The following is a 22360-nucleotide window of genomic DNA, read 5'->3' as shown; positions in this document are numbered from 1 at the left end:
GGTGCGCAGGCCTCCCGCCGGGTCGCGCCGACCCGGTGATACGCCGTTTTCGGACATATGCCTCACCTCCCGGTTTGTGAGCCTACCCGGCACTCGGGCGCCCGGTGACCTGTGTCACTCTGAGCGCCCGGAGGGGCGATGCTACTTGTGGGTAACATAGGTCCCGTGGGCAACCGCACAGCAGCCCGCAGTTGACCGATCGTTAAGTCACGCGGGAGGCTGCGCCCGTGACCGGGCGAGTGATCGCTACACCAAACAGGAGGGTCGTCGAAGCGCGATGAACATCGTCGTACTCGTCAAGCAGGTGCCCGATTCGGGCGCGGACCGCAACCTGCGTCCTGACGACAACACCGTCGACCGCGGTTCGGCGAACAACGTCATCAACGAGATGGACGAGTACGCCATCGAGGAGGCGTTGAAGATCAAGGAGGCGCACGGCGGCGAGGTCACCATCCTGACCATGGGTCCGGACCGGGCGACCGAGTCGATCCGCAAGGCGCTCTCCATGGGCCCGGACAAGGCCGTGCACGTGGTGGACGACGCCCTGCACGGGTCCTGCGCCGTGGCCACCTCCAAGGTGCTCGCCGCCGCCCTCGGTCAGCTCGGCGCAGACCTGGTGATCTGCGGTGCCGAGTCGACCGACGGCCGGGTCCAGGTCCTCCCGCACATGATCGCCGAGCGGCTGGGGGTCGCCGCCCTGACCGGCGCGCGCAAGCTCACCGTCGACGGCTCCACCTTGACCGTCGAGCGGCAGACCGAGGAGGGCTACGAGGTGGTCACCGCCGCCACCCCGGCCGTGGTCTCCGTCTGGGACACCATCAACGAGCCGCGCTACCCCTCCTTCAAGGGCATCATGGCCGCCAAGAAGAAGCCGGTGCAGACGCTCTCCCTGGCTGACCTCGGCGTCGCCCCCGCCGAGGTGGGCTTCGACGGCGCGACCAGCGCCGTGCTCGAGCACACCAAGCGCCCGCCGCGCTCCGGCGGCGAGAAGATCACCGATGAGGGCGAGGGCGGCGTGAAGCTGGTCGAGTTCCTCGCCACCGAGAAGTTCGTGTGAGAGGTCTGGACATGTCTGAGGTTCTCGTCGTCGTCGAAGCCACCCGGGAGTTCGGCGTCAAGAAGGTCACCCTGGAGATGCTCACCCTCGCCCGCGAGCTGGGCACCCCGAGCGCGGTCGTGCTCGGTGGCGCCGGTGCCGCCGAGGCGCTGAGCGCCAAGCTGGGCGAGTACGGCGCGGAGAAGATCTACGCCGCCGAGGGTGCGGAGATCGACGGCTACCTGGTGGCCCCGAAGGCCACCGTGGTGGCCGAGCTGGTCGAGCGGGTGCAGCCGGCCGCCGTGCTGCTCGCCTCGTCGCAGGAGGGCAAGGAGATCGCCGCCCGCCTGGCGGTCAAGCTGGACAACGGCATCCTGACCGACGTGGTCGCCCTCGCCGCCGACGGCACCGCGACCCAGGTCGCGTTCGCCGGCTCCACCATCGTCAAGTCCAAGGTCACCAAGGGGCTGCCGCTGGTCACCGTCCGGCCGAACTCGCTCACCCCGGCCCCGGCCCCGGCCAGCCCGGCGGTGGAGCAGCTCACCGTGTCGGTCACCGACGCCGACAAGCTCGCCAAGGTCGTGGAGCGGGTCGCCGAGCAGAAGGGCTCCCGCCCGGAGCTCACCGAGGCCTCGGTCGTCGTCTCCGGCGGTCGCGGTGTCGGCAACGCGGACAACTTCAAGCTGGTCGAGGAGCTGGCCGACCTGCTCGGCGGCGCCGTCGGCGCGTCCCGCGCGGCGGTCGACTCCGGCTTCTACCCGCACCAGTTCCAGGTGGGCCAGACCGGCAAGACCGTCTCCCCGCAGCTCTACATCGCGCTGGGCATCTCCGGCGCGATCCAGCACCGGGCCGGCATGCAGACCTCGAAGACCATCGTCGCGGTGAACAAGGACGCCGAGGCGCCGATCTTCGAGCTGGCCGACTTCGGCGTGGTCGGCGACCTGTTCAAGGTCGTCCCGCAGGCCGCGGAGGAGATCCGCAAGCGGAAGTGACCGAAGGGAGCTGATCGGCGGGCCGGGGAGCTGAGCCGGCCCGCCGATCAGCCCGTCAGGGTTGCCCTCGGCGAGTTGTCGGCGACGTGGGCCCGTTCAGCGTACCGACTGGGAACATCCGGCGTGGCCCGGGATCGACGGGCGGTCCGGCGTCCGGCGGCACGGCGCTGGGCCGTTAGGCTGAGCGGGATGGCATACCTGGATCACGCGGCGACGACCCCGATGCTCGATGAGGCACTCGAGGCGTACCTCGCCACGGCCCGCGAGGTGGGCAATGCGTCGTCGCTGCACGCGACGGGCCGGCGCGCCCGGCGGCGGGTGGAGGAGTCCCGTGAGCGGGTGGCCGCCGTCCTCGGTGCCCGCCCCTCCGAGGTGATCTTCACCGGGGGTGGCACCGAGAGTGACAACCTCGCGGTGAAGGGCATCTTCTGGGCCCGCCGCACCGCCCACGCCGAGCGGACCCGGGTGGTCTCCAGCGCCGTCGAGCACCACGCCGTGCTGGACGCGGTGGACTGGCTCGCCGGCCACGAGGGCGCCGAGGTCGGCTGGCTGCCCGTCGACGCCGCCGGCCGGCTCGACCCGGAGCGGCTCCGCGCCGAGCTGGCCGCGCACGGCGAGCGGGTGGCCCTGGTCACCACCATGTGGGCCAACAACGAGGTGGGCACCGTGCAGCCGGTCGCCGAACTGGCCGCGGTCGCCGCCGAGCACGGGGTGCCGTTCCACACCGACGCGATCCAGGCGGTCGGGCAGGTGCCGGTCGACTTCGCCGCGAGCGGAGTGTCCGCCCTCACCGTCACCGGGCACAAGCTCGGCGGTCCGACCGGTGTCGGCGCCCTGCTGCTGGCCCGGGACGTCGCCGCCACCCCGGTGCTGCACGGCGGCGGCCAGGAGCGCGACGTCCGCTCCGGCACCCTCGACACCGCCGGCATCGTGGCCTTCGCGGTCGCCGTCGAGTCCGCCGTGAAGGGCCAGCAGGAGTACGCGGCCCGGATCGCCGCCCTCCGCGACGAGCTGGTGGAACGGGTCCGGCAGGCGGTCCCCGAGGTGATCTTCAACGGCGACCCGGTCGAGCGGCTCCCCGGCAACGCGCACTTCTCCTTCCCCGGCTGCGAGGGGGACGCGCTGCTGCTCCTCCTCGACGCCCAGGGCATCGCCTGCTCGACCGGCTCGGCCTGCTCGGCCGGGGTGGCCCAGCCCTCGCACGTGCTGCTGGCCATGGGCGCCGACGACGACCGGGCCCGTTCGTCACTGCGGTTCACCCTCGGCCACACCAGCACCCGGGCGGAGGTCGACGCGCTGATCGCCGCGCTGCCGGCCGCCGTGGAGCGAGCCCGCCGCGCGGCCGCTCTCCGCACCCCCCGCTGACCCGGATACCCTCGGTGAGGACGAGGGGAGTGAGCCGGTGAGGGTTCTGGCGGCGATGTCGGGCGGGGTGGACTCCGCGGTGGCGGCGGCGCGCGCGGTGGAGGCCGGGCACGACGTGACCGGGGTGCACCTGGCGCTGGCCCGCAACCCGCAGACCTACCGCACCGGTGCCCGGGGCTGCTGCACCCTTGAGGACTCCCGGGACGCCCGTCGGGCCGCCGACGTGCTCGGCATCCCGTTCTACGTCTGGGACCTGGCCGACCGCTTCCACGAGGACGTGGTGGACGACTTCGTCGCCGAGTACGCGGCCGGACGTACCCCGAACCCGTGCCTGCGCTGCAACGAGAAGATCAAGTTCGCCGCGGTGCTGGACCGGGCGGTGGCGCTCGGCTTCGACGCGGTGGTGACCGGCCACCACGCCCGGCTCGGCCCGGACGGTCTGCTGCGGCGCAGCGTCGACCTGGCCAAGGACCAGTCGTACGTCCTCGCGGTGCTGACCCGCGCGCAGCTCGACCGGTCGATCTTCCCGCTCGGCGACTCCACCAAGGCCGAGGTACGCGCGGAGGCCGCCCGGCGCGGCCTCGCGGTGGCCGACAAGCCGGACTCGCACGACATCTGCTTCATCGCCGACGGCGACACCCGGGGCTTCCTGGCCGAGCGGCTCGGCGAGGCCCCCGGCGAGGTGGTCGACGCGCTCACCGGCGCGGTGGTGGGCAGCCACACCGGCGCCTACCAGTACACCGTCGGGCAGCGGCGCGGCCTGCACCTGGACCGGCCCGCCCCGGACGGCCGCCCCCGCTACGTGCTCTCCATCACCCCGAAGACCAACACCGTGACGGTCGGGCCGGCCGAGGCGCTGGAGGTCTCCCAGGTGCGGGCCACCCGCCCGGTGTGGACCGGTGGCGAGCGGCCTGCCGGCCCGGTCGAGTGCGAGGTGCAGTTGCGGGCGCACGGCGACGTGGTGCCGGCGACCGTGTCGCTGGACGCCGACGGGCTGCACGCCGAGCTGCGGCGCCCGGTACGCGGGGTCGCCGCCGGGCAGGCCGTGGTGGCATACCGGCCGGACCCGGCCGGGGACGTGGTGCTCGGCTCCGCCACCATCACCGGCTGAGCCCCCGCTGCTCCCGCTCAAGCTCTCGCGGTCGGTGCGCGTTTCGGCATTCCGCGATGGGCACTGGGCGTCCGGCGTGGTCGGTCGGCGGTGACCATAGCTCTGGCCCTGGTCTTTTCGGTGCCGCCGGCCGTCGCGCCCCGAAGCCCTCCTCGCGCCGGCGACTGTGCCTGCGCGTCCTTTCGAGCTGATGTCATAAACGATTCAGCCTGCCGCTGCCGCTGCCGCTGCCGGGTGCGGGTGCCGGCGGGTGCGGGTGCGGGTGTCAGGGTTGGAGGCCTGGTCGGGTCGTGCGGCGGTGGCGCTGAGTCGTTCGTGATGTCAGCTCGAAAGCGGCTGCGGGGACTAGGGCGCGTCTCCCGGATCTTCGCCGGCCTGCGACGAGCCCAGGCGGCGCCCGGCGGCGTTGTCGGATCGCCGCCTGGGCCTCGTCTCGGCTCGACGAGATCCGGGAGACACGCCCTAATTCGGGCTGCGTGCCGGCCACGTGGACACCGCTGGCGTGCCGTTCTTCGCCCGGGGCGGCGTCCCCGCCGGAAGCGGGCCGGGCAGCGGATAGTCTGCGGCGGTGAGTGATCAGCCCTGGCCCTGGCCCGCTGGGGCGGCGACCGGCATCGGTTCGCTGCCCGGCACCGACATCGCCGAGGCGCAGCGCATCGTGCTCGGCGAGCTGCCCGCCCTGCCGCACCTGCCGGAGCTGCCCGCCCGGGGTCCCGGTGCCGACCTGATCGGCCGGACCGCCGGGCTGCTCGTCGAGCTGCCGGTCGAGCTGTTCGCGGCCCGCTGGCGGGTCGCGCCGCGCCCCGGCAAGGACCTGCGTCGCGCCCGCGACCTGATGGAGCGCGACCTCGACCAGCTCGCCGAGCAGGCCGAGGAGTACGCCGGCCCGGTCAAGGTCCAGGCGGCCGGCCCGTTCACCCTGGCCGCGTCGGTGGAGCTGCCGATCGGCGGCCGGATGATCCGTGACCCGGGCGCGGTGCGGGACCTCGCCGGCTCGCTCGCCGAGGGGCTGCGCGGGCACGTCGAGGCGGTGGCCCGGCGGCTGCCCCGGGCGTCGGTGCTGCTCCAGCTCGACGAGCCGTCCCTGCCGGCGGTACTGGCCGGCCGGGTGCCCACCGAGAGTGGCTTCGGCACCTACCCTGCGGTGGAACCGGAGGTCGCCAGGGCGCTGCTGCGCGACGTGATCGAGGCGACCGGCGTGCCGACCCTGCTGCACTGCTGCGCGCCCGAGGTGCCGCTGGAGCTGATCCGGACCGCCGGGGCCGCCGGCGTCGCCCTCGACCTCGGACTGGTCACCGACCTGGACCCGCTCGGCGAGGCGATCGACGCCGGGCTCGGGCTGCTGGCCGGCGCCGCGCCCGCGCTGCCGCCGCCCGGCGGTCGCGCCCCCACCTCGGCCCAGGTCGCCGACCGGGTACGCCGGGTCTGGGACCAACTAGGCTTCCCCCGCCGCCGGCTCGCCGAGCAGGTGGTGGTCACCCCCGCCTGCGGCCTGGCCGGGGCCGCCCCGGCGTACGCCCGGGCGGTCCTCGCGGCGTGCCGGGACGCCGGCCGACGGCTGGCCGAGGACTGAGGTTTCCTGTCGCACCTACCGGGCAGGATGACCGGCATGATTGGACAGCTGCGTTCCGTGGTGATCGACTGCCCCGATCCGCGCGCGCTGGCCGGCTTCTACGCGGAGCTGCTCGGCCTCCCGCTGATCGAGGACAACTCCGACGGCGACGAATGGGTGGTGCTCGGCGGTCCGCCGGGGCACCAGCCGCGGATCGCCTTCCAGCAGGCGCCCGGCCTGCGCGCGCCGGACTGGCCCGACCCGGACCGGCCGCAGCAGTTCCACCTCGACGTGACGGTGGACGACATCGAGACCGCGGAGAAGGCAGCGCTGGCCCTGGGGGCGCGGCGGCTGCCCGGCGAGGGTGAGGGTTTCCGGGTCTACGCCGACCCGGCCGGGCATCCGTTCTGCCTCTGCTGGGACTGACCGCGAGCGGCGCGGCTTGCGGCGGCGGTGCATGATCGCCACCGTGATCGACTCTTCGCCGCGCCGCTCCTCCGGTTCGCTGTTCGGTCTCGCCTACGGCGACGCCCTGGGCCGGCCCACCGAGTTCCTGACCGTCGCCGAGATCGTCCGCCGCTACGGCCCGGCCGGCCCGCGGGAGTTGACCGGCGACCCGGCGCTGGTCACCGACGACACCCAGATGGCGCTCGCGGTGGCCTGGGCGCTGCACGACGCGCCCGCGTACACGCCGGGGGTGGTGGAGCCGCTGCTGCGGCAGCGGTTCCTCGCCTGGGCGGTCAGCCCGGACAACAACCGCGCGCCGGGGATGACCTGCCTGCGGGCCTGCGCCGAGCTGGACCGGGGCGTCCGCTGGCAGCAGGCGACGGTCGCCGGCTCGAAGGGCTGCGGGGCGAACATGCGGGTCACCCCGGTCGGGCTGCTCGACGTCGACCTCGACACGCTCGCCGGGCTGGCCCAGCTCCAGGCCGGCCTGACCCACGGGCACCCGACCGGCCTGGCGGCCAGCGAGCTGACCGCGTACGCGGTCCGGCTGCTGCGCGACGGCGCCGCGCTCACCGACCTGCCCGACCTGCTCGCCACCCGGGCCCGGGAGCAGCGGACGGTCTACCGCGCCGACTGGCTCGGCGACCTGTGGCAGCGCCCCGGCGAGGCGACGCCCGAGGAGTTCATCGCCCGGGGGTGGGACGAGTGCCTGCGGGTACTCGGCCGGCTCGACACGGCGCTGGCCCGGCCGGACGACGGCGGCGACCCGTGCCGGCTCACCGGGGAGGGTTGGATCGCCGAGGAGGCCCTGGCGACCGCGCTGCTCTGCGCGCTGCGGCACGCCGACGACCCGGTCGGCGCGCTGGCCCGGGCGGCCACCACCGCCGGCGACTCCGACTCCATCGCCGCGCTCGCCGGGGCCTTCCTCGGCGCCGCCCGTGGCATGTCCGCGTGGCCCGCCGACTGGTCCACCCGCATCGAGTACGCCGACCAGCTCACCACCCTCGCCACCCCCCACGACTGACCGGCCCGCCCCCGGCCGGTGAACCGGCGGGTGGTCGGGGGCCGGGGGCTCGGCGCATGCTGGTGTCGCGTGCCTGGTCAGGGCGGGTGGGAGGACGGTTGTCAGCCCTGCCCGCTACGGTGCGGAGGTCACACGATCACGGGAGGTCGACTAGGGTGTCCGAGAGCGGCAGCGGGTCCGAGGACGCGGTTCCCCAGACGGTCAGCCCCGCCCAGGAGGCGGCGGCGGGCGCCGAGCCGACCCCGGAGGCCCGGGAGCGGCACGCCACGCTGAGCCAGGAGCTCACCGAGCACCAGTACCGCTACTACGTGCTCGACGCGCCGACCATCCCGGACGCGGACTTCGACAAGCTGCTGCGCGAGCTCGAGGCGCTGGAGGAGGAGTACCCGGCGCTACGCACCCCCGACTCGCCGACCCAGCGGGTGGGCGGGACCTTCTCCACCGACTTCACCCCGGTCACCCACGCCCAGCGGATGCTCTCGCTGGACAACGCCTTCGCCGACGAGGAGTTGGCCGCCTGGGCCGAGCGGGTCGAGCGGGACGCCGGCGGCCCGGCGCCCTACCTCTGTGAGCTCAAGGTCGACGGCCTGGCCATCAACCTGACCTACGAGAAGGGCCGACTGGTCCGGGCCGCCACCCGGGGCGACGGTCGCACCGGCGAGGACGTCACCGCCAACGTGCGCAGCATCCGGGACGTGCCGGCCCGGCTGACCCCGTCCGACGACTTCCCGGACGTGCCCGACCTCCTGGAGGTGCGCGGCGAGATCTACTTCCCGGTCGCCGCGTTCGCCGACCTCAACGCCGGCCTGGTCGAGCAGGGCAAGGCGCCGTTCGCCAACCCGCGCAACGCCGCCGCAGGCAGCCTGCGCCAGAAGGATCCCCGGATCACCGCCTCCCGCCCGCTGCGCCTGGTGGTGCACGGCATCGGCGCCCGGGACGGCTTCCAGCCGACGGCGCAGTCCGAGTCGTACGCGGCGCTCAAGGCATGGGGGCTGCCCACCAGCGACCGCTGGCGGGTGGTGCCCGACCTCGCCGGGGTGGCCGAGTACATCGCCTATTACGCCGAGCACCGGCACGACGTCGAGCACGAGATCGACGGCGTCGTGGTCAAGGTCGACCCGGTTTCCATCCAGGGGCGGCTCGGCTCGACCAGCCGCGCGCCACGCTGGGCGATCGCCTTCAAGTATCCGCCGGAGGAGGTCAACACAAAGCTGCTCGACATCGACGTCGAGGTCGGGCGGACCGGCCGGGTGACGCCGCGGGCCGTCCTCCAGCCGGTCAAGGTGGCCGGCTCCACCGTCGCGTACGCCACCCTGCACAACGCCCGCGAGGTAGAGCGCAAGGGTGTGCTGATCGGCGACACCGTGGTGCTCCGCAAGGCCGGCGACGTCATCCCCGAGGTGCTCGGCCCGGTGGTCGACCTGCGCCCCGCCGACGCCCACCCGTTCGTCATGCCCACCACGTGCCCGGCCTGCGACACCCCGCTCGCGCCGGCCAAGGAGGGTGACGTCGACATCCGCTGCCCCAACGCGCGTACCTGCCCGGGCCAGATTCGCGGACGGGTCGTCTACCTGGCCGACCGCAAGGTGCTCGACATCGAGGTGCTCGGCGAGAAGAGCGCCGCCGCGCTGCTCGACGCGCAGATCATCACCAACGAGGGCGACCTGTTCCAGCTGGACGCCGAGCAGCTGGCCCGCTCTCCGTTCTTCGTCAACAAGGACGGCACCCTGGGCAGCAACGCCACCAAGCTGCTGGAGAGCCTGGCCGTGACCAAGGAGCGGGACCTGTGGCGGGTGCTGGTCGCGCTCTCCATCCGGCACGTCGGCCCGACCGCCGCGCAGGCCCTCGCGCGGCACTTCCGGTCCGTCCCGGCGATCGAGGCGGCCAGCGAGGAGGAGCTGTCCTCGGTGGACGGGGTCGGCCCGACCATCGCCGCCAGCATCAAGGAGTGGTTCGCCGTCGACTGGCACCGCGAGGTGGTGCGCAAGTGGGCCGAGGCCGGCGTGCGGATGGCCGAGGAGGCCGGCGAGGAGGGGCCGCGCCCCCTCGAAGGGGTGACCGTGGTGGTGACCGGCACCCTGGCCGGGTTCAGCCGCGACCAGGCGTCCGAGGCGATCCAGAGCCGGGGCGGCAAGGTCACCGGCTCGGTCTCCAAGAAGACCGGCTTCGTCGTGGTGGGGGAGAACCCCGGGTCCAAGGCCGACAAGGCGGCCAGCCTCAAGCTGCCCGTCCTCGACGAGGAGGGCTTCCGGGTGCTGCTGGAGTCCGGCCCGGACGCGGCCCGGGCGGTGGCCCGCGTCGAGGAGTGAGGGCGGGCTCGAAGTGGATCTCCGCGGGGTCGAGGCGCGGATACCAAGTTAATTACGACTACGACCGATTCGTGACTGTCGTGGCGGGAATCGGGCCCTGAGGGCGTTTCATTGGCGTACGGCGTGTGACGGCGCACGCCGGAGGGCCGCTCCCGGGAGGTGCGATGGAGACCGGCGACCCGCGTAACTCCGTGCCGCCTGGGCGGGGTACGCCGTTCTTCGGTTTCGTCGCCGTGGTCGGGGTGCTGGCCGTGCTCGTCTCGGCCGGTCCGCTGGCCGGGCTGCCGGAACGGCTGTCGGACATGCCGCCGGCCTTCTGGACCATGGCGGCGCTCGCCGTCGCCTGTGACGCCCGCCCGTTCGTCCCGCCCGGCCGGCGCCGGACCTCGGCGGTCTTCCCGTCGACCTGCTTCACCTTCGCGATCCTGCTCGGCTGGGGGCTCGGCCCGGCCGTCGCCGTGCAGGCCGTGGCGGTGGCCGTCTCCGGCTGGCGGCTCGGATACGCCCTCTGGCGGACCGGCTTCAACGCCGCCCAGTACGCCTGCGCGCTCGGTGCCGCGTACCTGGTCACCCGGCTCGGTGCCGGCGACCTCTTCGACGGCGGGCGGCTGCACTGGGCCGACGTCGCGGCGGTGGGCGGTGCCGCCGCAGCCTGGTTCACGGTCAACTACGGCCTGGTCACCTTCGCGATCCGGCTGCGTTTCGGCGCCCGCTGGTGGCCCCGGGTCCGCCTCGGCCTGGCCTACGAGCTGCTCTCCACCGGTTCGCTGCTGCTGCTCGCCCCGGTGCTGGTCGCCGCCGCCCGGGCCAGCGCCGCGTTGATCCCGCTGGTGCTGGTGCCGCTCTTCGCCGTCTACCGGATGGCCCGACTCTCCGCTGAGCAGGAGCAACTGGCCGCCCTCGACCCGCTCACCGGGCTGCCCAACCGCAAGGCGCTGCTGGCCGAAGTGGCCGAGCAGGTGCACCTGCACGCCGAGCGCGCCGCCCGGAGCGAGCCGGACGCCCACCTCGCCCTGCTGCTGCTCGACCTGGACCGGTTCAAGCACGTCAACGACGCCCTCGGGCACGCGGTGGGGGACCGGCTGCTGGTCGAGGTGAGCGCCCGGCTGACCGACGTGGTGGACGAGGATCACCTGGTGGCCCGCCTCGGCGGCGACGAGTTCGCCATCGTCGTACCCCGGCTCACCGGTGCCGACCAGGCCCGGGAACTGGCCGACCGGGTGGTCGCCGCGCTCGCCGAGCCGGTCCCGCTGGACGGGCTGCCGCTGGACGTGGGCGGCTCGATCGGTGTCGCGATGTTCCCGGAGCACGGCGAGGACTTCGCCACGCTGATGCGCCACGCCGACGTGGCCATGTACGACGCCAAGCACCGCAACGACACCGTCGCCGTCTACGCGGCCGAGTCCGACCACAACTCGGCGGAACGGCTCGGCCTCCTGGCCGACCTGCGCCGGGTGCTGGAGTGCACGCCGACCCCGCCCGTCGCGGCGCCGCCCGGCGTACGCGGGGGCGACGGCGCCGCCCTCGCCGCCGCGCCCGGCCTGCCCGCCCCGGCTCGGGCCGACGGCGTAGCCCGCAACGGCGGCCGGCGCGGCGTCGCTGCCCGGCCGGGCCAGGGGTCGGGGCGGTGGCGGCTGCGTCGCCGACCGGCCCGGGTCGACCTGCGGCACGACGACGAGCTGATCAACCGGATCGTCACGAACGCCGATCCGATCCGCCGCCGGGCCGCCCGCACGGTCGGCGCCAACGCGTCGGTGGGCGCCGCGGGTGACCGGTTCCCGGAGGCGCTCGGCGAGGGCCCGGTCCGCAACGTCGGCGGCGGGGACGACCCGGCCGGGGATCCGGGCGAGATCACCATGTACTACCAGCCGCAGATCGCCATCGCGACCGGCGAGGTCGTCGGGGTCGAGGCGTTGCTGCGCTGGCGACACCCGCGCCGCGGCATGGTCGACCCGGGGGAGCTGATCCAGGTCGCCGAGCAGAGCGCGGTGATGCGGCTGCTCACCCGCCGGGTGGTGGACGACGTGACGGAGCAGCTGGCGAAGTGGTCGGCGGCCGGCCTCACGCTGCGCGCCGCGCTCAACGTCAGCGTCCGTGACCTGCACACCGGCGAGATCGCCGAGCAGATCGCCGACCGGCTGGCCCGGTACGGCGTGCCGCCGGACCGGCTCCAGGTGGAGATCACCGAGGGCGCCCTGATGGCCGACCCGCGGCGGGTGCTGGCCAGCATCTCCCAGCTGCATCGCATTGGCGTCGGCATCGCGTTGGACGACTTCGGCACCGGGTACTCGTCGTTGCAGCACCTGCGCCGGCTGCCGCTGTCCGAGGTGAAGGTGGACCGGTCGTTCGTCCTCGGGATGGCGGAGGACCCGGACGACGCGGCGATCGTCCGGTCGATGATCGAGCTGGCCGGGGCGCTCGGGCTGCGCGTGGTGGCCGAGGGCGTGGAGGACGAGCGCACCTGGCGGCTGCTGCACGCCGCCGGCTGCGACGTGGCCCAGGGCTGGTTCTACGCCCGCCCGATGCCGGCCGAGGAGCTGGTCACCTGGCTGTCCCGCTACCGTCCGGTCCACCCGGTGTCGGCCGCGGAAGCGGAGGGGCCGCGCCGACCGGCCCGGTGACGGGGCCGGGAGGGGGAGTCGGAGGCGCCGACCCGACCGCAGGACAATAGACTCGCTGCGGTCACCGCGCGTCATCGCCACCGACGAACGCGCGGCCGGCACACCGAAGACGCAGCAGGACAGCCACGAAGGGGGCACCCGATGGCCGCCATCTCCCGCGAGGAGGTCGCGCACCTCGCGCGACTGTCGCGGCTCGCCGTCACCGAGGAGGAGCTGGACACCTTCGCCGGTCAGCTGGACGTGATCCTCCAGTCGGTCGCCCAGGTCGGCGAGGTCGCCGCGGCGGACATCCCGCCGACCTCCCACTCGGTGCCGCTGACCAACGTCCTACGCGAGGACGTGGTGGCGCCGTGCCTGACCCCGCAGGAGGCGCTGTCGGGTGCGCCCGACGCCGAGGAGCAGCGGTTCCGCGTCCCGCGGATCCTGGATGAGGATGTGGCTTCATGAGCGAGCGCAGCGAGCGAATCATCAGGATCAGCGTGGTGGTGCCTCATGGCGGCACGGAGCGAAGCGGAGTGTCGGCATGAGCGACCTGATCAAGCTGAGCGCGAGCGAGATCGCGGGGCTCGTGGCGAGCGGGGAGACCTCCGCCGTCGAGGTGACCCAGGCCCACCTGGACCGGATCGCCGCCGTGGAGGACCAGGTCCACGCCTTCCTGCATGTCGACACCGAGGGCGCGCTGGCGGCCGCCCGCACCGTCGACGAGCGCCGGGCCGCCGGCGCGGAACTGGGCCCGCTGGCCGGCGTGCCGGTCGCCGTGAAGGACGTGCTCACCACCAAGGGTGTGCCGACCACGGTCGGGTCGAAGATCCTGGAGGGCTGGCGCCCGCCGTACGACTCGACGATCGTGCAGCGGCTGCGCGACGCGGGCACGGTGATGCTCGGCAAGACCAACATGGACGAGTTCGCCATGGGCTCCTCCACCGAATACTCGGCCTACGGTCCGACCCACAACCCCTGGGACCTGACCCGGATCCCGGGCGGCTCGGGTGGCGGCAGCGCCGCCGCGCTGGCCGCGTTCGAGGCGCCGCTGGCGATCGGCTCGGACACCGGCGGCTCGATCCGCCAGCCCGGTGCGGTCACCGGCACGGTCGGCGCCAAGCCCACCTACGGCGGCACCTCCCGGTACGGCCTGGTCGCGTTCTCCTCGTCTCTGGACACGCCTGGTCCGTGCGCCCGTACGGTGCTGGACGCCGCGCTGCTGCACCAGGTGATCGGCGGGCACGACCCGCGCGACTCCACCTCCATCCCGGTCGCCGTGCCGGACGTGGTGGGTGCGGCGAAGCTCGGCGCGACCGGCGACCTGACCGGCGTGAAGCTCGGTGTGGTCACCGAGTTCACCGGCGAGGGTGCCGAACCGGGCGTGATGGCCGCGTTCCGCGAGTCGGTGGAGGCGCTGGCGAAGCTGGGCGCCGAGATCGTCGAGGTCTCCTGCCCGCACTTCAAGTACGCCCTGCCGGCCTACTACCTGATCGCGCCGAGCGAGTGCTCCTCCAACCTGGCCCGGTTCGACGGCGTCCGGTTCGGCCTGCGGGTCGGCGACGACGGCAACCGGTCGCTGGAGGAGGTCATGTCGCTGACCCGCGAGACCGGCTTCGGCCCGGAGGTCAAGCGGCGCATCATGATCGGCACGTACGCGCTCTCGTCGGGCTACTACGACGCCTACTACGGGCAGGCGCAGAAGGTCCGCACCCTGATCACCCGGGACTTCACCGCAGCGTTCGAGCAGGTGGACGCGCTGATCTCGCCGACCACCCCGTTCGTGGCCTTCCCGATCGGGGCGCGTACCGCCGACCCGTACCAGATGTACCTGGCGGACCTGTTCACCATCCCGACCAACCTGTACGGCGGGCCGGCCATCTCGGTCCCGTGCGGCCTCTCCGAGGGGCTTCCGGTGGGTCTGCAGATCATGGCCCCGACGATGGCGGACGACCGGATGTACCGGGTGGCCGCCGCGCTGGAGTCCACGGTCGGCACGTTCGCCCCGCCGGCCCTGTGACCCGCCCGCGGGGCGGCCGACCGGCCGCCCCGCGAGGGGCGCGGTCACGTCCGGGAACGGGCGCCGCGGCAGCCGAAGCCAACACCGATCGGCAACACGCGGTCACCGTTCGGTCCATTACGCCTTCCTGGCTGTCCTGATTGGATAAGGTCGCTTCGCGCTGGTGAACGCGAATCCCCGGCTTACCTTGATCGAATCCTGGACGGGCGATGAAGACGCTGCGACCGATAATGATCGTATCGGCACTCCTGCTGGTGCTGCTCGGCACGGCACAGCCAGCGGCTGCCGCGACGATCACCATCACCTCCGGTCCGCCGGCGTCCCCGGTCACCGCCTACGAGGAATACCCGACGCACACGTTCACGGCGTCGGGTGGCACGGCGCCGTACACGCTGTCGTTGCGGGCGGGTGCGTTGCCGCCGGGCCTGGCGTTGGCGTCGGCGGGGACGCTCTCGGGTACGCCGACCACCCCGGGCGAGTACACGTTCGAGATCCGGATGACGGACGCGAACAGCGACTTCGCCGAGCAAACCGTGACCGTCAAGGTGGTGGCACCGACCATCACCATCACCTCAGGCACCCCCGCCTCCCGGGTCACCGCCTACGAGACGTATCCGACGCACACGTTCACGGCGTCGGGTGGCACGGCACCGTACACGCTGTCGTTGCGGGCGGGTGCGTTGCCGCCGGGGATGGCGTTGGCGTCGGCGGGGACGCTCTCGGGTACGCCGACCACGCCGGGCAGCTACCAGTTCGAGATCCGGATGAGTGACGACCACGGCTTCTACGCCGAGCAGGACGTGACCGTCGAGGTGGTGCCGCCCACGATCACCATCACCTCGGGCGTGCCCACCTCGCCCTGGTACACCGCGCAGCCGTACCCCACGCACACCTTCAAGGCCTCCGGCGGCACCGGGCCGTACACGCTGTCGTTGCGGGCGGGTGCGTTGCCGCCGGGGATGGCGTTGGCGTCGGCGGGGACGCTCTCGGGAACGCCGACGGCGACGGGCAGCTACTCGTTCGAGATCCGGATGAGTGACGACCACGGCTTCTACGCCGAGCAGGACGTCACGGTCGTCATCGCCAAGCCGGCCACCACCATCACGTCCGGAGCGCCGCCCAAGGGCGCGGTCGGCGAGGCCTACTCGTTCCGGTTCACCGCCACCGGCGACTCCAACATCACCTTCAAGCTGGACGCCGGTGACCTGCCCGACGGGCTCGACCTCGGCCCGGACGGCGTGCTCAGCGGCACCCCCGAGGCCGAGGGCAGCTTCACCTTCACGGTGAAGGCGACCGGCACCGCGTCGAGCGCCACCGACGAGGTCACTCTCGTCATCGACGCAGCGCCGTCCTCGCCGTCCCCGACGCCCACGTCATCGGCATCGCCGTCCCCGTCATCGGCGTCGCCGTCGGCGACGGCCGGGCCCGGGCTCCCGGTCACCGGATCCGACACGCGAACCATGCTGTTGCTGGGTGTCGCGGTGATCGCCGTCGGTGGGATGCTCCTCCTCCTGGCCTACGAGCGCCGCCGGCGATCCCTGACCCGCGGGTGACGCCCGGTCAGGCCAGGCCCCGCCGCCCGGCCTGCAGCCCGGCCTGAAAGCGGGTACGGGCGCCGAGCGCGGCCAGCAGGGCGGACGAGCGGCGTCCCAGGGTGCGTACGCTCACGCCGAGTTCGCGGGCGATGGCTTCGTCCTTGAGCCCGGTGGCGAGCAGGCCCAGCAGCCGCAGATCCGGCTCGTCGGCCCCCGTCGCGGGCTGCTCCGGGTCCCAGGCGGGCAGCGGCGTGGCCTGCGCCCAGAGCAGTTCGAAGAGCTTCACCAGCGCCGACACGACCATGGGCGCGCGGATCACCAGCGCGGCGTCCATGGCCCGCTCGCTGGCCAGCGGCAGCAGCGCCACCGAGCGGTCGCCGATCGCCAGCTTCAGCGGCACGTCCGTGTGCACCCGCGCCTGTTCCCCGGCCGCGACGGCCGCCATCGCCTGCTCGTAGGCGCCGGGCAGCTCGAAGGCCTCGGGGGCGTAGATGCCCCGCACGCTGGCGTCCCGGCCGAGCAGCTCGTTCTCGGACACGTTCGCCGACGCCACCTCCTGGGCGTACGGCGGGCGATCCAGGACCAGCAGCTCCTTCGTCGCGCCGTAGGTGAGCTGGACGAACTGGGCCTCGACGGCAGCCCGGCCGGTGACGATCTCCAGCAGCTCGTCCGGCCTGGTCGGCAGCTCCTGCGGAAACTCCTCCGCCATCCGTTCGGCGGCTCGGCGTACCTGGGTGAACTCCTCGGTGCGCCGCACGACCAGGGCGTTCACCGCGACGTCCGGGCGGGTCGGCAGCAGCCGGGTGCCGGCACCGACCAGCCGGCTGACGAAGCCGAGTTCCGCCAGGCGTTCGGTCGCCGCGCGGACCACCCGGACACTCTCCCCGACCTGCCGGGCCAACTCCGGCACGCTCGACTGCCGTCGGTGCAGGAGGGCCAGGTAGACCGATTCCTCCACCGGGGTCAGACCCAACGACTCGAACATCCGAGCCCCTTCCCGCCTCGCGGGTGTCCGACACAGGCCATGGCCGGGCTCGGACACCCGAAACTGTGGCGATCGGTGCATGTCCACGTCTAGACATGCTTCATGATCTTCTCCCGACTCAGCGGTGTACTCGCGCTGGCCGTCACGGCCGCCGGTGCCGTCAACCTCGCCACCGTGGCGCCCGCGGCCGCTGCCGACGGGTGGCACCGCCCGCAGTGCGGCATGGTGCAGGGCGACGGCTCGGTCACCTTCACGCGTAACGACGGTGGCGTCCTGGCCCGCACCACGACCCCCCTCACCCCGGTCGCCTACCCGAGGCTCGTCGCCCTGAGCACGGCGAACACGCTGGTGGCCATCTCGAAGACGGCGATCCAGCGGTCCACCGACGCCGGCTGCACCTGGCAGCAGATCGCCGACACCGGGCTGAGCCTGGCGGCGTACTTCCTCGCCGCCGGGCCGGACGGGAACGCCTACGCGTACGGCGTGAACGATCAGCCGATCTACCGGGTGCAGGGCGACCAGGTCGCCGAGGTGGCCGGCCCGGTCCCAGGCGACGGCGTGGTCGGACTGGCGGTGGACCGGACCGACGCGCGGGACCTGCGGGCCGTTAGCAAGGCCGGGCAGGTCTACGACTCCCAGGACGGCGGTGCCACCTGGGCCGCCGTCGGGGTGCCGGCCGGCCAGGACGAGTTCGTCTACCAGGCGGCCGTCGATCCCGCCGACCGGGATCACCTCATCGTGGGCACCATGGGCCACGGCAGCTACGTCACGTTCGACGGCGGCCGCAGCTGGACCCGGTCGGCCGGGGTCGGCGCCACCCCCCAGGCGAACGGCTTCTCCGTCGCCTTCTCGCCGGCGGATCCGCGGACGGTGTGGCTGGAGGGCTACGACCTCAGCCAGAACGACAACTCCGCGCGGCACATCTGGCGTTCGACCGACGGGGGCCGCAGCTTCGTGTCGGCGCTCGACGGCGCGCAGGCGACCCTGATCAACGGCACCCCGTTGTGGCCCAGCCCGGTGGACCCGGACGTGCTGTACTTCGCCTACGGCACGTGGTTCGGTGGCTACGGCACCGATCTCTACCGGTACGACGCGTCGACCGGCCGGTTGACCTCGCAGCACAACTCCCACGACGGCATCGCCGGTCTCGCCTTCAATCCGGTCGACCCGCAGGTGATGTACCTCGGGTTGGTCGAGGAGCGCTGACCTCGGGGCCCGCCCGGGGACCACACCTCGGGCGGGCGCCCGGCCGGACCGGACACGCACCGGCCCGGGTGGAAACCCGGGCGAGGTGACCGCCGCCGGCCCGACTAGGCTGGACCGGTTCCGTCCGGATCGCGCCTGGAGCTCAGATGACGACGACACTGCCCGCGTACGACGAGGTCGTCGCGCGCTACGAACCGGTGATCGGCCTGGAGACCCACGTCGAGCTGGGCACGAACACCAAGATGTTCTGCGGCTGCCCGACCGACTTCGGTGGCGAGCCGAACACCCGGGTCTGCCCGGTCTGCCTGGGCCTGCCGGGTTCGCTGCCGGTGGCCAACAAGGCCGCCATCGAGGCGACGATCCGGATCGGCCTCGCGCTGAACTGCTCGATCGCCGAGTGGTGCCGGTTCGCCCGGAAGAACTACTTCTACCCGGACATGCCGAAGAACTTCCAGATCAGCCAGTACGACGAGCCGCTCTGCGTCGACGGCTACCTGGACGTCGAGGTCAACGGCGAGACCGTGCGGATCGGCATCGAGCGGGTGCACCTGGAGGAGGACACCGGCAAGACGCTGCACGTCGGCGGCGCCACCGGCCGGATCCACGGTGCGACCGAGTCGCTGGTCGACTACAACCGGGCCGGCATCCCCCTCGTGGAGATCGTCACCAAGCCGATCCCCGGCACCGGCGCGCTCGCGCCGGAGGTGGCCCGGGCGTACGTCGCCGAACTGCGCGACGTGATCCGCTCGCTGGGCGTCTCCGACGTCCGGATGGAGGAGGGCTCGCTGCGCTGCGACGTCAACACCTCGCTGAACAAGCCGGGCGAGGAGTGGGGCACCCGCACCGAGACCAAGAACGTCAACTCGCTGCGCTCGGTCGAGCGGGCGGTCCGCTCGGAGATGCTGCGCCAGGCCACGGTGCTCGACGCCGGCGGCAGCATCACCCAGGAGACCCGGCACTTCCACGAGGACACCGGCGACACCACGCCGGGCCGGTCCAAGGAGACCGCCACCGACTACCGGTACTTCCCGGAGCCCGACCTGGTCCCGCTCGCGCCGGACCCGGCCTGGGTGGCCGAGCTGAAGGCCGCCCTGCCGGAGCTGCCCCGGCTGCACCGCCGCCGGCTGCAGGAGCAGTGGGGTCTGTCCGACCTGGACATGCAGTCGGTGCTCAACGCCGGCGCGGTCGAGCTGATCGAGCAGACCGTGGCCGCCGGCACCACCCCGGCCGCCGCCCGCAAGTGGTGGCTCGGTGAGCTGTCCCGGCGGGCCAACGAGACCGGTGTCGAGTTGGCCGACGCCGGGGCCACCCCGGCGCAGGTCGCCGAGCTGCAGGGCCTGGTCGACGCCGGCAAGCTCACCGACAAGCTGGCCCGTACCGTCCTGGAGGGCGTGGTGGCCGGCGAGGGCTCGCCGACCCAGATCATGGCCAACCGGAACCTGGAGGTCGTCTCCGACACCGGCGCGCTCACCGCCGCGGTGGACGAGGCGATCGCCGCCAACCCGGAGGTCGCCGACAAGGTCCGCAGCGGCAAGGTCGCCGCGGCCGGCGCCCTGGTCGGCGCGGTCATGAAGACCACCCGCGGCCAGGCGGACGCCCGGACCGTCCGCGAGCTGATCCTGGCGCGCCTCGGCGTCCAGGGCTGAGGCGAAGGGCCCTGTTGACGCCTGGTGCTCAGCAGGGATCCCCGCCTGACACCCCCGTGAAGGCCGCCGTCGCGATCCGGCGGCGGCCCTTCCCGTATCCCCCCGGCTAGCGCGCCGACCCGCGCACCCCCCGCGAAGGGCGTCAACGGCGACGCCCGGATGGAGTCACCGTGAACCAGCACGACCTCGACGTCCTCGACGAGATCCAGCGGCGGGTGCTCTGGCTCGCCACCCGCATCGTGGACGCCGCCAACCACGACCGGAACACCGGTGACGGGGTGAAGGTCGGCGGCCACCAGGCGTCCAGCGCCTCCCTGGTCACCGCGATGACCGCGCTCTGGTTCGCCCACCTGGACGGCGAGGACCGGGTCTCGGTCAAGCCGCACGCCTCGCCGGTGTTCCACGCCATCCAGTACCTGCTCGGCAACCTGGACCGGTCGTACCTGCCGAAGCTGCGGGCGCGCGGCGGCCTGCAGTCCTACCCGTCGCGGACCAAGGATCCGGACGGGGTGGACTTCTCCACCGGCTCGGTCGGCCTGGGCGCCGCCGCGCCGCTGTTCGCCGCGGTCACCCGCCGCTACGTCGACGCGCACTTCGGCGCCCGTCCGCACTCCCGGTTCATCGCGCTGATCGGGGACGCCGAACTGGACGAGGGAAACATCTGGGAGGCCGTCGCCGACCCGGCCACCACCGGGCTGGGCAACGTGATGTGGCTGGTCGACTTCAACCGCCAGTCGCTGGACCGGGTCGTCCCGGGCATCCGGATCAACCAGTGGCGCGGCCAGTTCGAGGCCGCCGGCTGGCACGTCGTCGAGGTCAAGTACGGCCGCAAGCTCGCCGAGGCGTACGCCCGGCCGGGCGGCGAGGCGCTGCGCGACTGGATCGACCTGATGCCGAACGAGCAGTACCAGTCGCTGTTCGGACTGGCCGGGCCGGCCCTGCGCAAGCAGTTCCTCGACGGCGCGCCGGCCGAGGTGTCCGCCTTCGTGGCCGACATCCCCGACGACGAGTTGGGCCCGCTCGTCACCGACCTCGGCGGGCACGACCTCGAGGCGATGCTCGACGCGTACACCCAGTGCGACGCGGTCACCGACCGGCCCAGCGTGGTCTTCGCGTACACGGTCAAGGGGTGGGGGCTGCCGATCGCCGGCAACCCGCGCAACCACTCGGCGCTGCTCAGCACCGAGCAGGTCGACGCGCTGCGCGCCGCGCACGGCCTGACCCGCGAGACCGAGTGGGACCGCCTCGACCCGGCCTCCCCGGCCGGCATCCGGGCCGGCGAGCGCCGGGAGGCGCTGTCCCGCGCGCCGCGCGAGCGGGCGCTGGGGGTCACCGTCCCGGAGACCACCAAGGTACGCGCCAACAAGCCCGTCTCCACCCAGGAGGTCTTCGGCCGGGTGCTGGTCGACCTGGCCCGGGACGCCGACGTCGCGCCCTACCTGGTCACCACCGCGCCCGACGTGGCCACCTCGACGAACCTGGCCGGGTTCATCAACAAGACCGGCGTCTTCGCCCCCACCGCGCAGCGCTCCTGGACCGAGGACCGGATGCTGCGCTGGACGGAGAGCCCGGCGGGCCAGCACATCGAGCTGGGCATCTCGGAGATGAACCTGTTCCTGCTGCTCGGCCAGCTCGGCCTGTCCTGGGACCTGTCCGGCCAGCCGCTGCTGCCGGTCGGCACGGTCTACGACCCGTTCGTGCTGCGCGGCCTGGACGCCTTCCTCTACGGCACCTACTCGGGTTCCCGGTTCGTGGTCGCCGGCACCCCGTCCGGCATCACCCTCGCCCCGGAGGGCGGCGCCCACCAGTCCACCATCACCGCCTCGGTGGGGTTGGAGCTGCCCGGCGTCACCTTCATCGAGCCCGCGTACGCCGGCAGCCTCGACTGGCTGCTCTGCGACGCGCTCGGCCAGATCGCCGGGGGAGCCGCACCCGCCGCCACCGCCGCGCCCACCGAGGACGGGGCGTACTACTTCCGGCTCAGCACCCGCCCCGTCGACCAGGCGCCCTTCGAGGCGGCCCGGGCCCGGATCGGCGACGCGGTCCTGCGCCGGCAGGTGGTCGCCGGGGCCTACCGGCTGGTGGACGCGCACGAGGCGTACCCCCAGCTGGTCGACGCCCCGGTCGTGCAGCTCGCCGCCTCCGGCGCGGTGTTGCCCGAGGTGCTGGCGGCCGCCGCGGAGCTGGCGGAGGAGGGGGTGGCCGCGCACGTCGTGGACGTCACCTCGCTGGACCGGCTCTACCGGGCCTGGCAGCGGACCCTGCGTCAGGGCGTCCGGACGGCGACCGTGCCGAGCGTGCCCGGCGCGCTGCGGTCGGCCTTCGCCGACCGGGTGCCGGTGGTGACCGTGCACGATGCCGCCTCGCACGCGATGGCCTGGCTCGGCTCGGCGCTCGGCGCCCCGGCGGTGCCGCTCGGGGTGGACGAGTTCGGCCAGTCGGGCAGCGTCCACGAGCTGTACGAGCTGCACGACCTGCTGCCGGGCAGCATCGTCAACGCCGCCCTGGCCGCGCTCTCGCTGCGCTGACGCC

General features: G+C 73.4%; 16 protein-coding genes. 15 read left to right on the top strand and 1 reads right to left on the bottom strand.

What is annotated here, in order from left to right; translation table 11 throughout:
- The first annotated feature begins 277 nt into the window (after window positions 1-277).
- The 12 genes from ABZ783_RS02330 (at window position 278) to ABZ783_RS02275 (ending at window position 16009) form a co-directional block, all read left to right on the top strand.
- Window positions 278-1057 carry an electron transfer flavoprotein subunit beta/FixA family protein gene (locus ABZ783_RS02330; protein ID WP_357433895.1) on the top strand — a complete coding sequence of 260 codons (780 nt, stop codon included), beginning with the start codon at window positions 278-280 and terminating at the stop codon, window positions 1055-1057.
- An 11-nt stretch (window positions 1058-1068) separates the two neighbouring features.
- Window positions 1069-2028: an electron transfer flavoprotein subunit alpha/FixB family protein gene (locus tag ABZ783_RS02325; protein ID WP_357433893.1), complete on the top strand. Its 960-nt coding sequence runs from the start codon at window positions 1069-1071 to the stop codon at window positions 2026-2028.
- 189 nt (window positions 2029-2217) lie between these two features.
- A complete protein-coding gene (locus ABZ783_RS02320) occupies window positions 2218-3393 on the top strand; it encodes a cysteine desulfurase family protein (RefSeq protein ID WP_357433891.1) in 1176 nt (391 codons plus the stop codon).
- A 37-nt stretch (window positions 3394-3430) separates the two neighbouring features.
- Window positions 3431-4504 carry a tRNA 2-thiouridine(34) synthase MnmA gene (gene mnmA / locus ABZ783_RS02315; RefSeq protein ID WP_357433889.1) on the top strand — a complete coding sequence of 358 codons (1074 nt, stop codon included), beginning with the start codon at window positions 3431-3433 and terminating at the stop codon, window positions 4502-4504.
- Window positions 4505-5072: 568 nt separating this feature from the next.
- Complete coding sequence (locus ABZ783_RS02310) at window positions 5073-6077, top strand: methionine synthase (protein WP_357433886.1); 1005 nt, start codon at window positions 5073-5075, stop codon at window positions 6075-6077.
- Between the two features lie 36 nt (window positions 6078-6113).
- On the top strand, window positions 6114-6482 hold the full coding sequence (locus tag ABZ783_RS02305) for a VOC family protein (protein WP_198940144.1): 369 nt from the start codon (window positions 6114-6116) through the stop codon (window positions 6480-6482).
- Window positions 6483-6513: 31 nt separating this feature from the next.
- Window positions 6514-7527 carry an ADP-ribosylglycohydrolase family protein gene (locus ABZ783_RS02300; protein WP_357433884.1) on the top strand — a complete coding sequence of 338 codons (1014 nt, stop codon included), beginning with the start codon at window positions 6514-6516 and terminating at the stop codon, window positions 7525-7527.
- Window positions 7528-7682: 155 nt separating this feature from the next.
- Window positions 7683-9836, top strand: coding sequence for an NAD-dependent DNA ligase LigA (gene ligA, locus ABZ783_RS02295; RefSeq protein ID WP_357433882.1), 2154 nt, complete (start codon window positions 7683-7685; stop codon window positions 9834-9836).
- Between the two features lie 164 nt (window positions 9837-10000).
- Entirely contained in the window at window positions 10001-12457 is a 2457-nt protein-coding gene (locus ABZ783_RS02290) for an EAL domain-containing protein (RefSeq protein WP_357433880.1), read from the top strand.
- A gap of 141 nt (window positions 12458-12598) precedes the next feature.
- Window positions 12599-12904, top strand: coding sequence for an Asp-tRNA(Asn)/Glu-tRNA(Gln) amidotransferase subunit GatC (gatC, locus tag ABZ783_RS02285; protein ID WP_148797891.1), 306 nt, complete (start codon window positions 12599-12601; stop codon window positions 12902-12904).
- A 76-nt stretch (window positions 12905-12980) separates the two neighbouring features.
- Complete coding sequence (gene gatA, locus ABZ783_RS02280) at window positions 12981-14456, top strand: Asp-tRNA(Asn)/Glu-tRNA(Gln) amidotransferase subunit GatA (protein ID WP_357433877.1); 1476 nt, start codon at window positions 12981-12983, stop codon at window positions 14454-14456.
- 230 nt (window positions 14457-14686) lie between these two features.
- On the top strand, window positions 14687-16009 hold the full coding sequence (locus ABZ783_RS02275; protein ID WP_357433875.1) for an Ig domain-containing protein: 1323 nt from the start codon (window positions 14687-14689) through the stop codon (window positions 16007-16009).
- Window positions 16010-16016: 7 nt separating this feature from the next.
- Here the strand turns inward: ABZ783_RS02275 and ABZ783_RS02270 are convergent, their stop codons facing one another.
- Window positions 16017-16976 carry a helix-turn-helix domain-containing protein gene (locus tag ABZ783_RS02270; RefSeq protein WP_357433872.1) on the bottom strand — a complete coding sequence of 320 codons (960 nt, stop codon included), beginning with the start codon at window positions 16974-16976 and terminating at the stop codon, window positions 16017-16019.
- A 102-nt stretch (window positions 16977-17078) separates the two neighbouring features.
- On the opposite strand from ABZ783_RS02270, the gene ABZ783_RS02265 reads away from it, so the two are divergent.
- The 3 genes from ABZ783_RS02265 (at window position 17079) to ABZ783_RS02255 (ending at window position 22356) form a co-directional block, all read left to right on the top strand.
- Window positions 17079-18182 carry a hypothetical protein gene (locus ABZ783_RS02265; protein WP_357433870.1) on the top strand — a complete coding sequence of 368 codons (1104 nt, stop codon included), beginning with the start codon at window positions 17079-17081 and terminating at the stop codon, window positions 18180-18182.
- A gap of 146 nt (window positions 18183-18328) precedes the next feature.
- A complete protein-coding gene (gatB, locus tag ABZ783_RS02260; RefSeq protein WP_357433868.1) occupies window positions 18329-19828 on the top strand; it encodes an Asp-tRNA(Asn)/Glu-tRNA(Gln) amidotransferase subunit GatB in 1500 nt (499 codons plus the stop codon).
- 170 nt (window positions 19829-19998) lie between these two features.
- Window positions 19999-22356 (top strand): pyruvate dehydrogenase, encoded by a 2358-nt coding sequence (locus ABZ783_RS02255; RefSeq protein WP_357433866.1) that lies wholly within the window; start codon window positions 19999-20001, stop codon window positions 22354-22356.
- The last annotated feature ends 4 nt before the right edge of the window (window positions 22357-22360 follow it).

The sequence above is a fragment of the Micromonospora sp. NPDC047738 genome, from assembly GCF_040642675.1.
Taxonomy (GTDB): Bacteria; Actinomycetota; Actinomycetes; order Mycobacteriales; family Micromonosporaceae; genus Micromonospora.
This window is presented reverse-complemented; position numbering and strand designations above follow the sequence as displayed.

Bases quoted from the DNA above. Each gene is read 5' to 3' on its own strand.
- ABZ783_RS02330 (WP_357433895.1), top strand. From the start codon at position 278: ATGAACATCGTCGTACTCGTCAAGCAGGTGCCCGATTCGGGCGCGGAC.
- ABZ783_RS02325 (WP_357433893.1), top strand. From the start codon at position 1,069: ATGTCTGAGGTTCTCGTCGTCGTCGAAGCCACCCGGGAGTTCGGCGTC.
- ABZ783_RS02320 (WP_357433891.1), top strand. From the start codon at position 2,218: ATGGCATACCTGGATCACGCGGCGACGACCCCGATGCTCGATGAGGCA.
- ABZ783_RS02305 (WP_198940144.1), top strand. From the start codon at position 6,114: ATGATTGGACAGCTGCGTTCCGTGGTGATCGACTGCCCCGATCCGCGC.
- ABZ783_RS02300 (WP_357433884.1), top strand. From the start codon at position 6,514: ATGATCGCCACCGTGATCGACTCTTCGCCGCGCCGCTCCTCCGGTTCG.
- ABZ783_RS02290 (WP_357433880.1), top strand. From the start codon at position 10,001: ATGGAGACCGGCGACCCGCGTAACTCCGTGCCGCCTGGGCGGGGTACG.
- gatC (WP_148797891.1), top strand. From the start codon at position 12,599: ATGGCCGCCATCTCCCGCGAGGAGGTCGCGCACCTCGCGCGACTGTCG.
- gatA (WP_357433877.1), top strand. From the start codon at position 12,981: ATGAGCGACCTGATCAAGCTGAGCGCGAGCGAGATCGCGGGGCTCGTG.
- ABZ783_RS02275 (WP_357433875.1), top strand. From the start codon at position 14,687: ATGATCGTATCGGCACTCCTGCTGGTGCTGCTCGGCACGGCACAGCCA.
- ABZ783_RS02270 (WP_357433872.1), bottom strand. From the start codon at position 16,976: ATGTTCGAGTCGTTGGGTCTGACCCCGGTGGAGGAATCGGTCTACCTG.
- ABZ783_RS02265 (WP_357433870.1), top strand. From the start codon at position 17,079: ATGATCTTCTCCCGACTCAGCGGTGTACTCGCGCTGGCCGTCACGGCC.
- gatB (WP_357433868.1), top strand. From the start codon at position 18,329: ATGACGACGACACTGCCCGCGTACGACGAGGTCGTCGCGCGCTACGAA.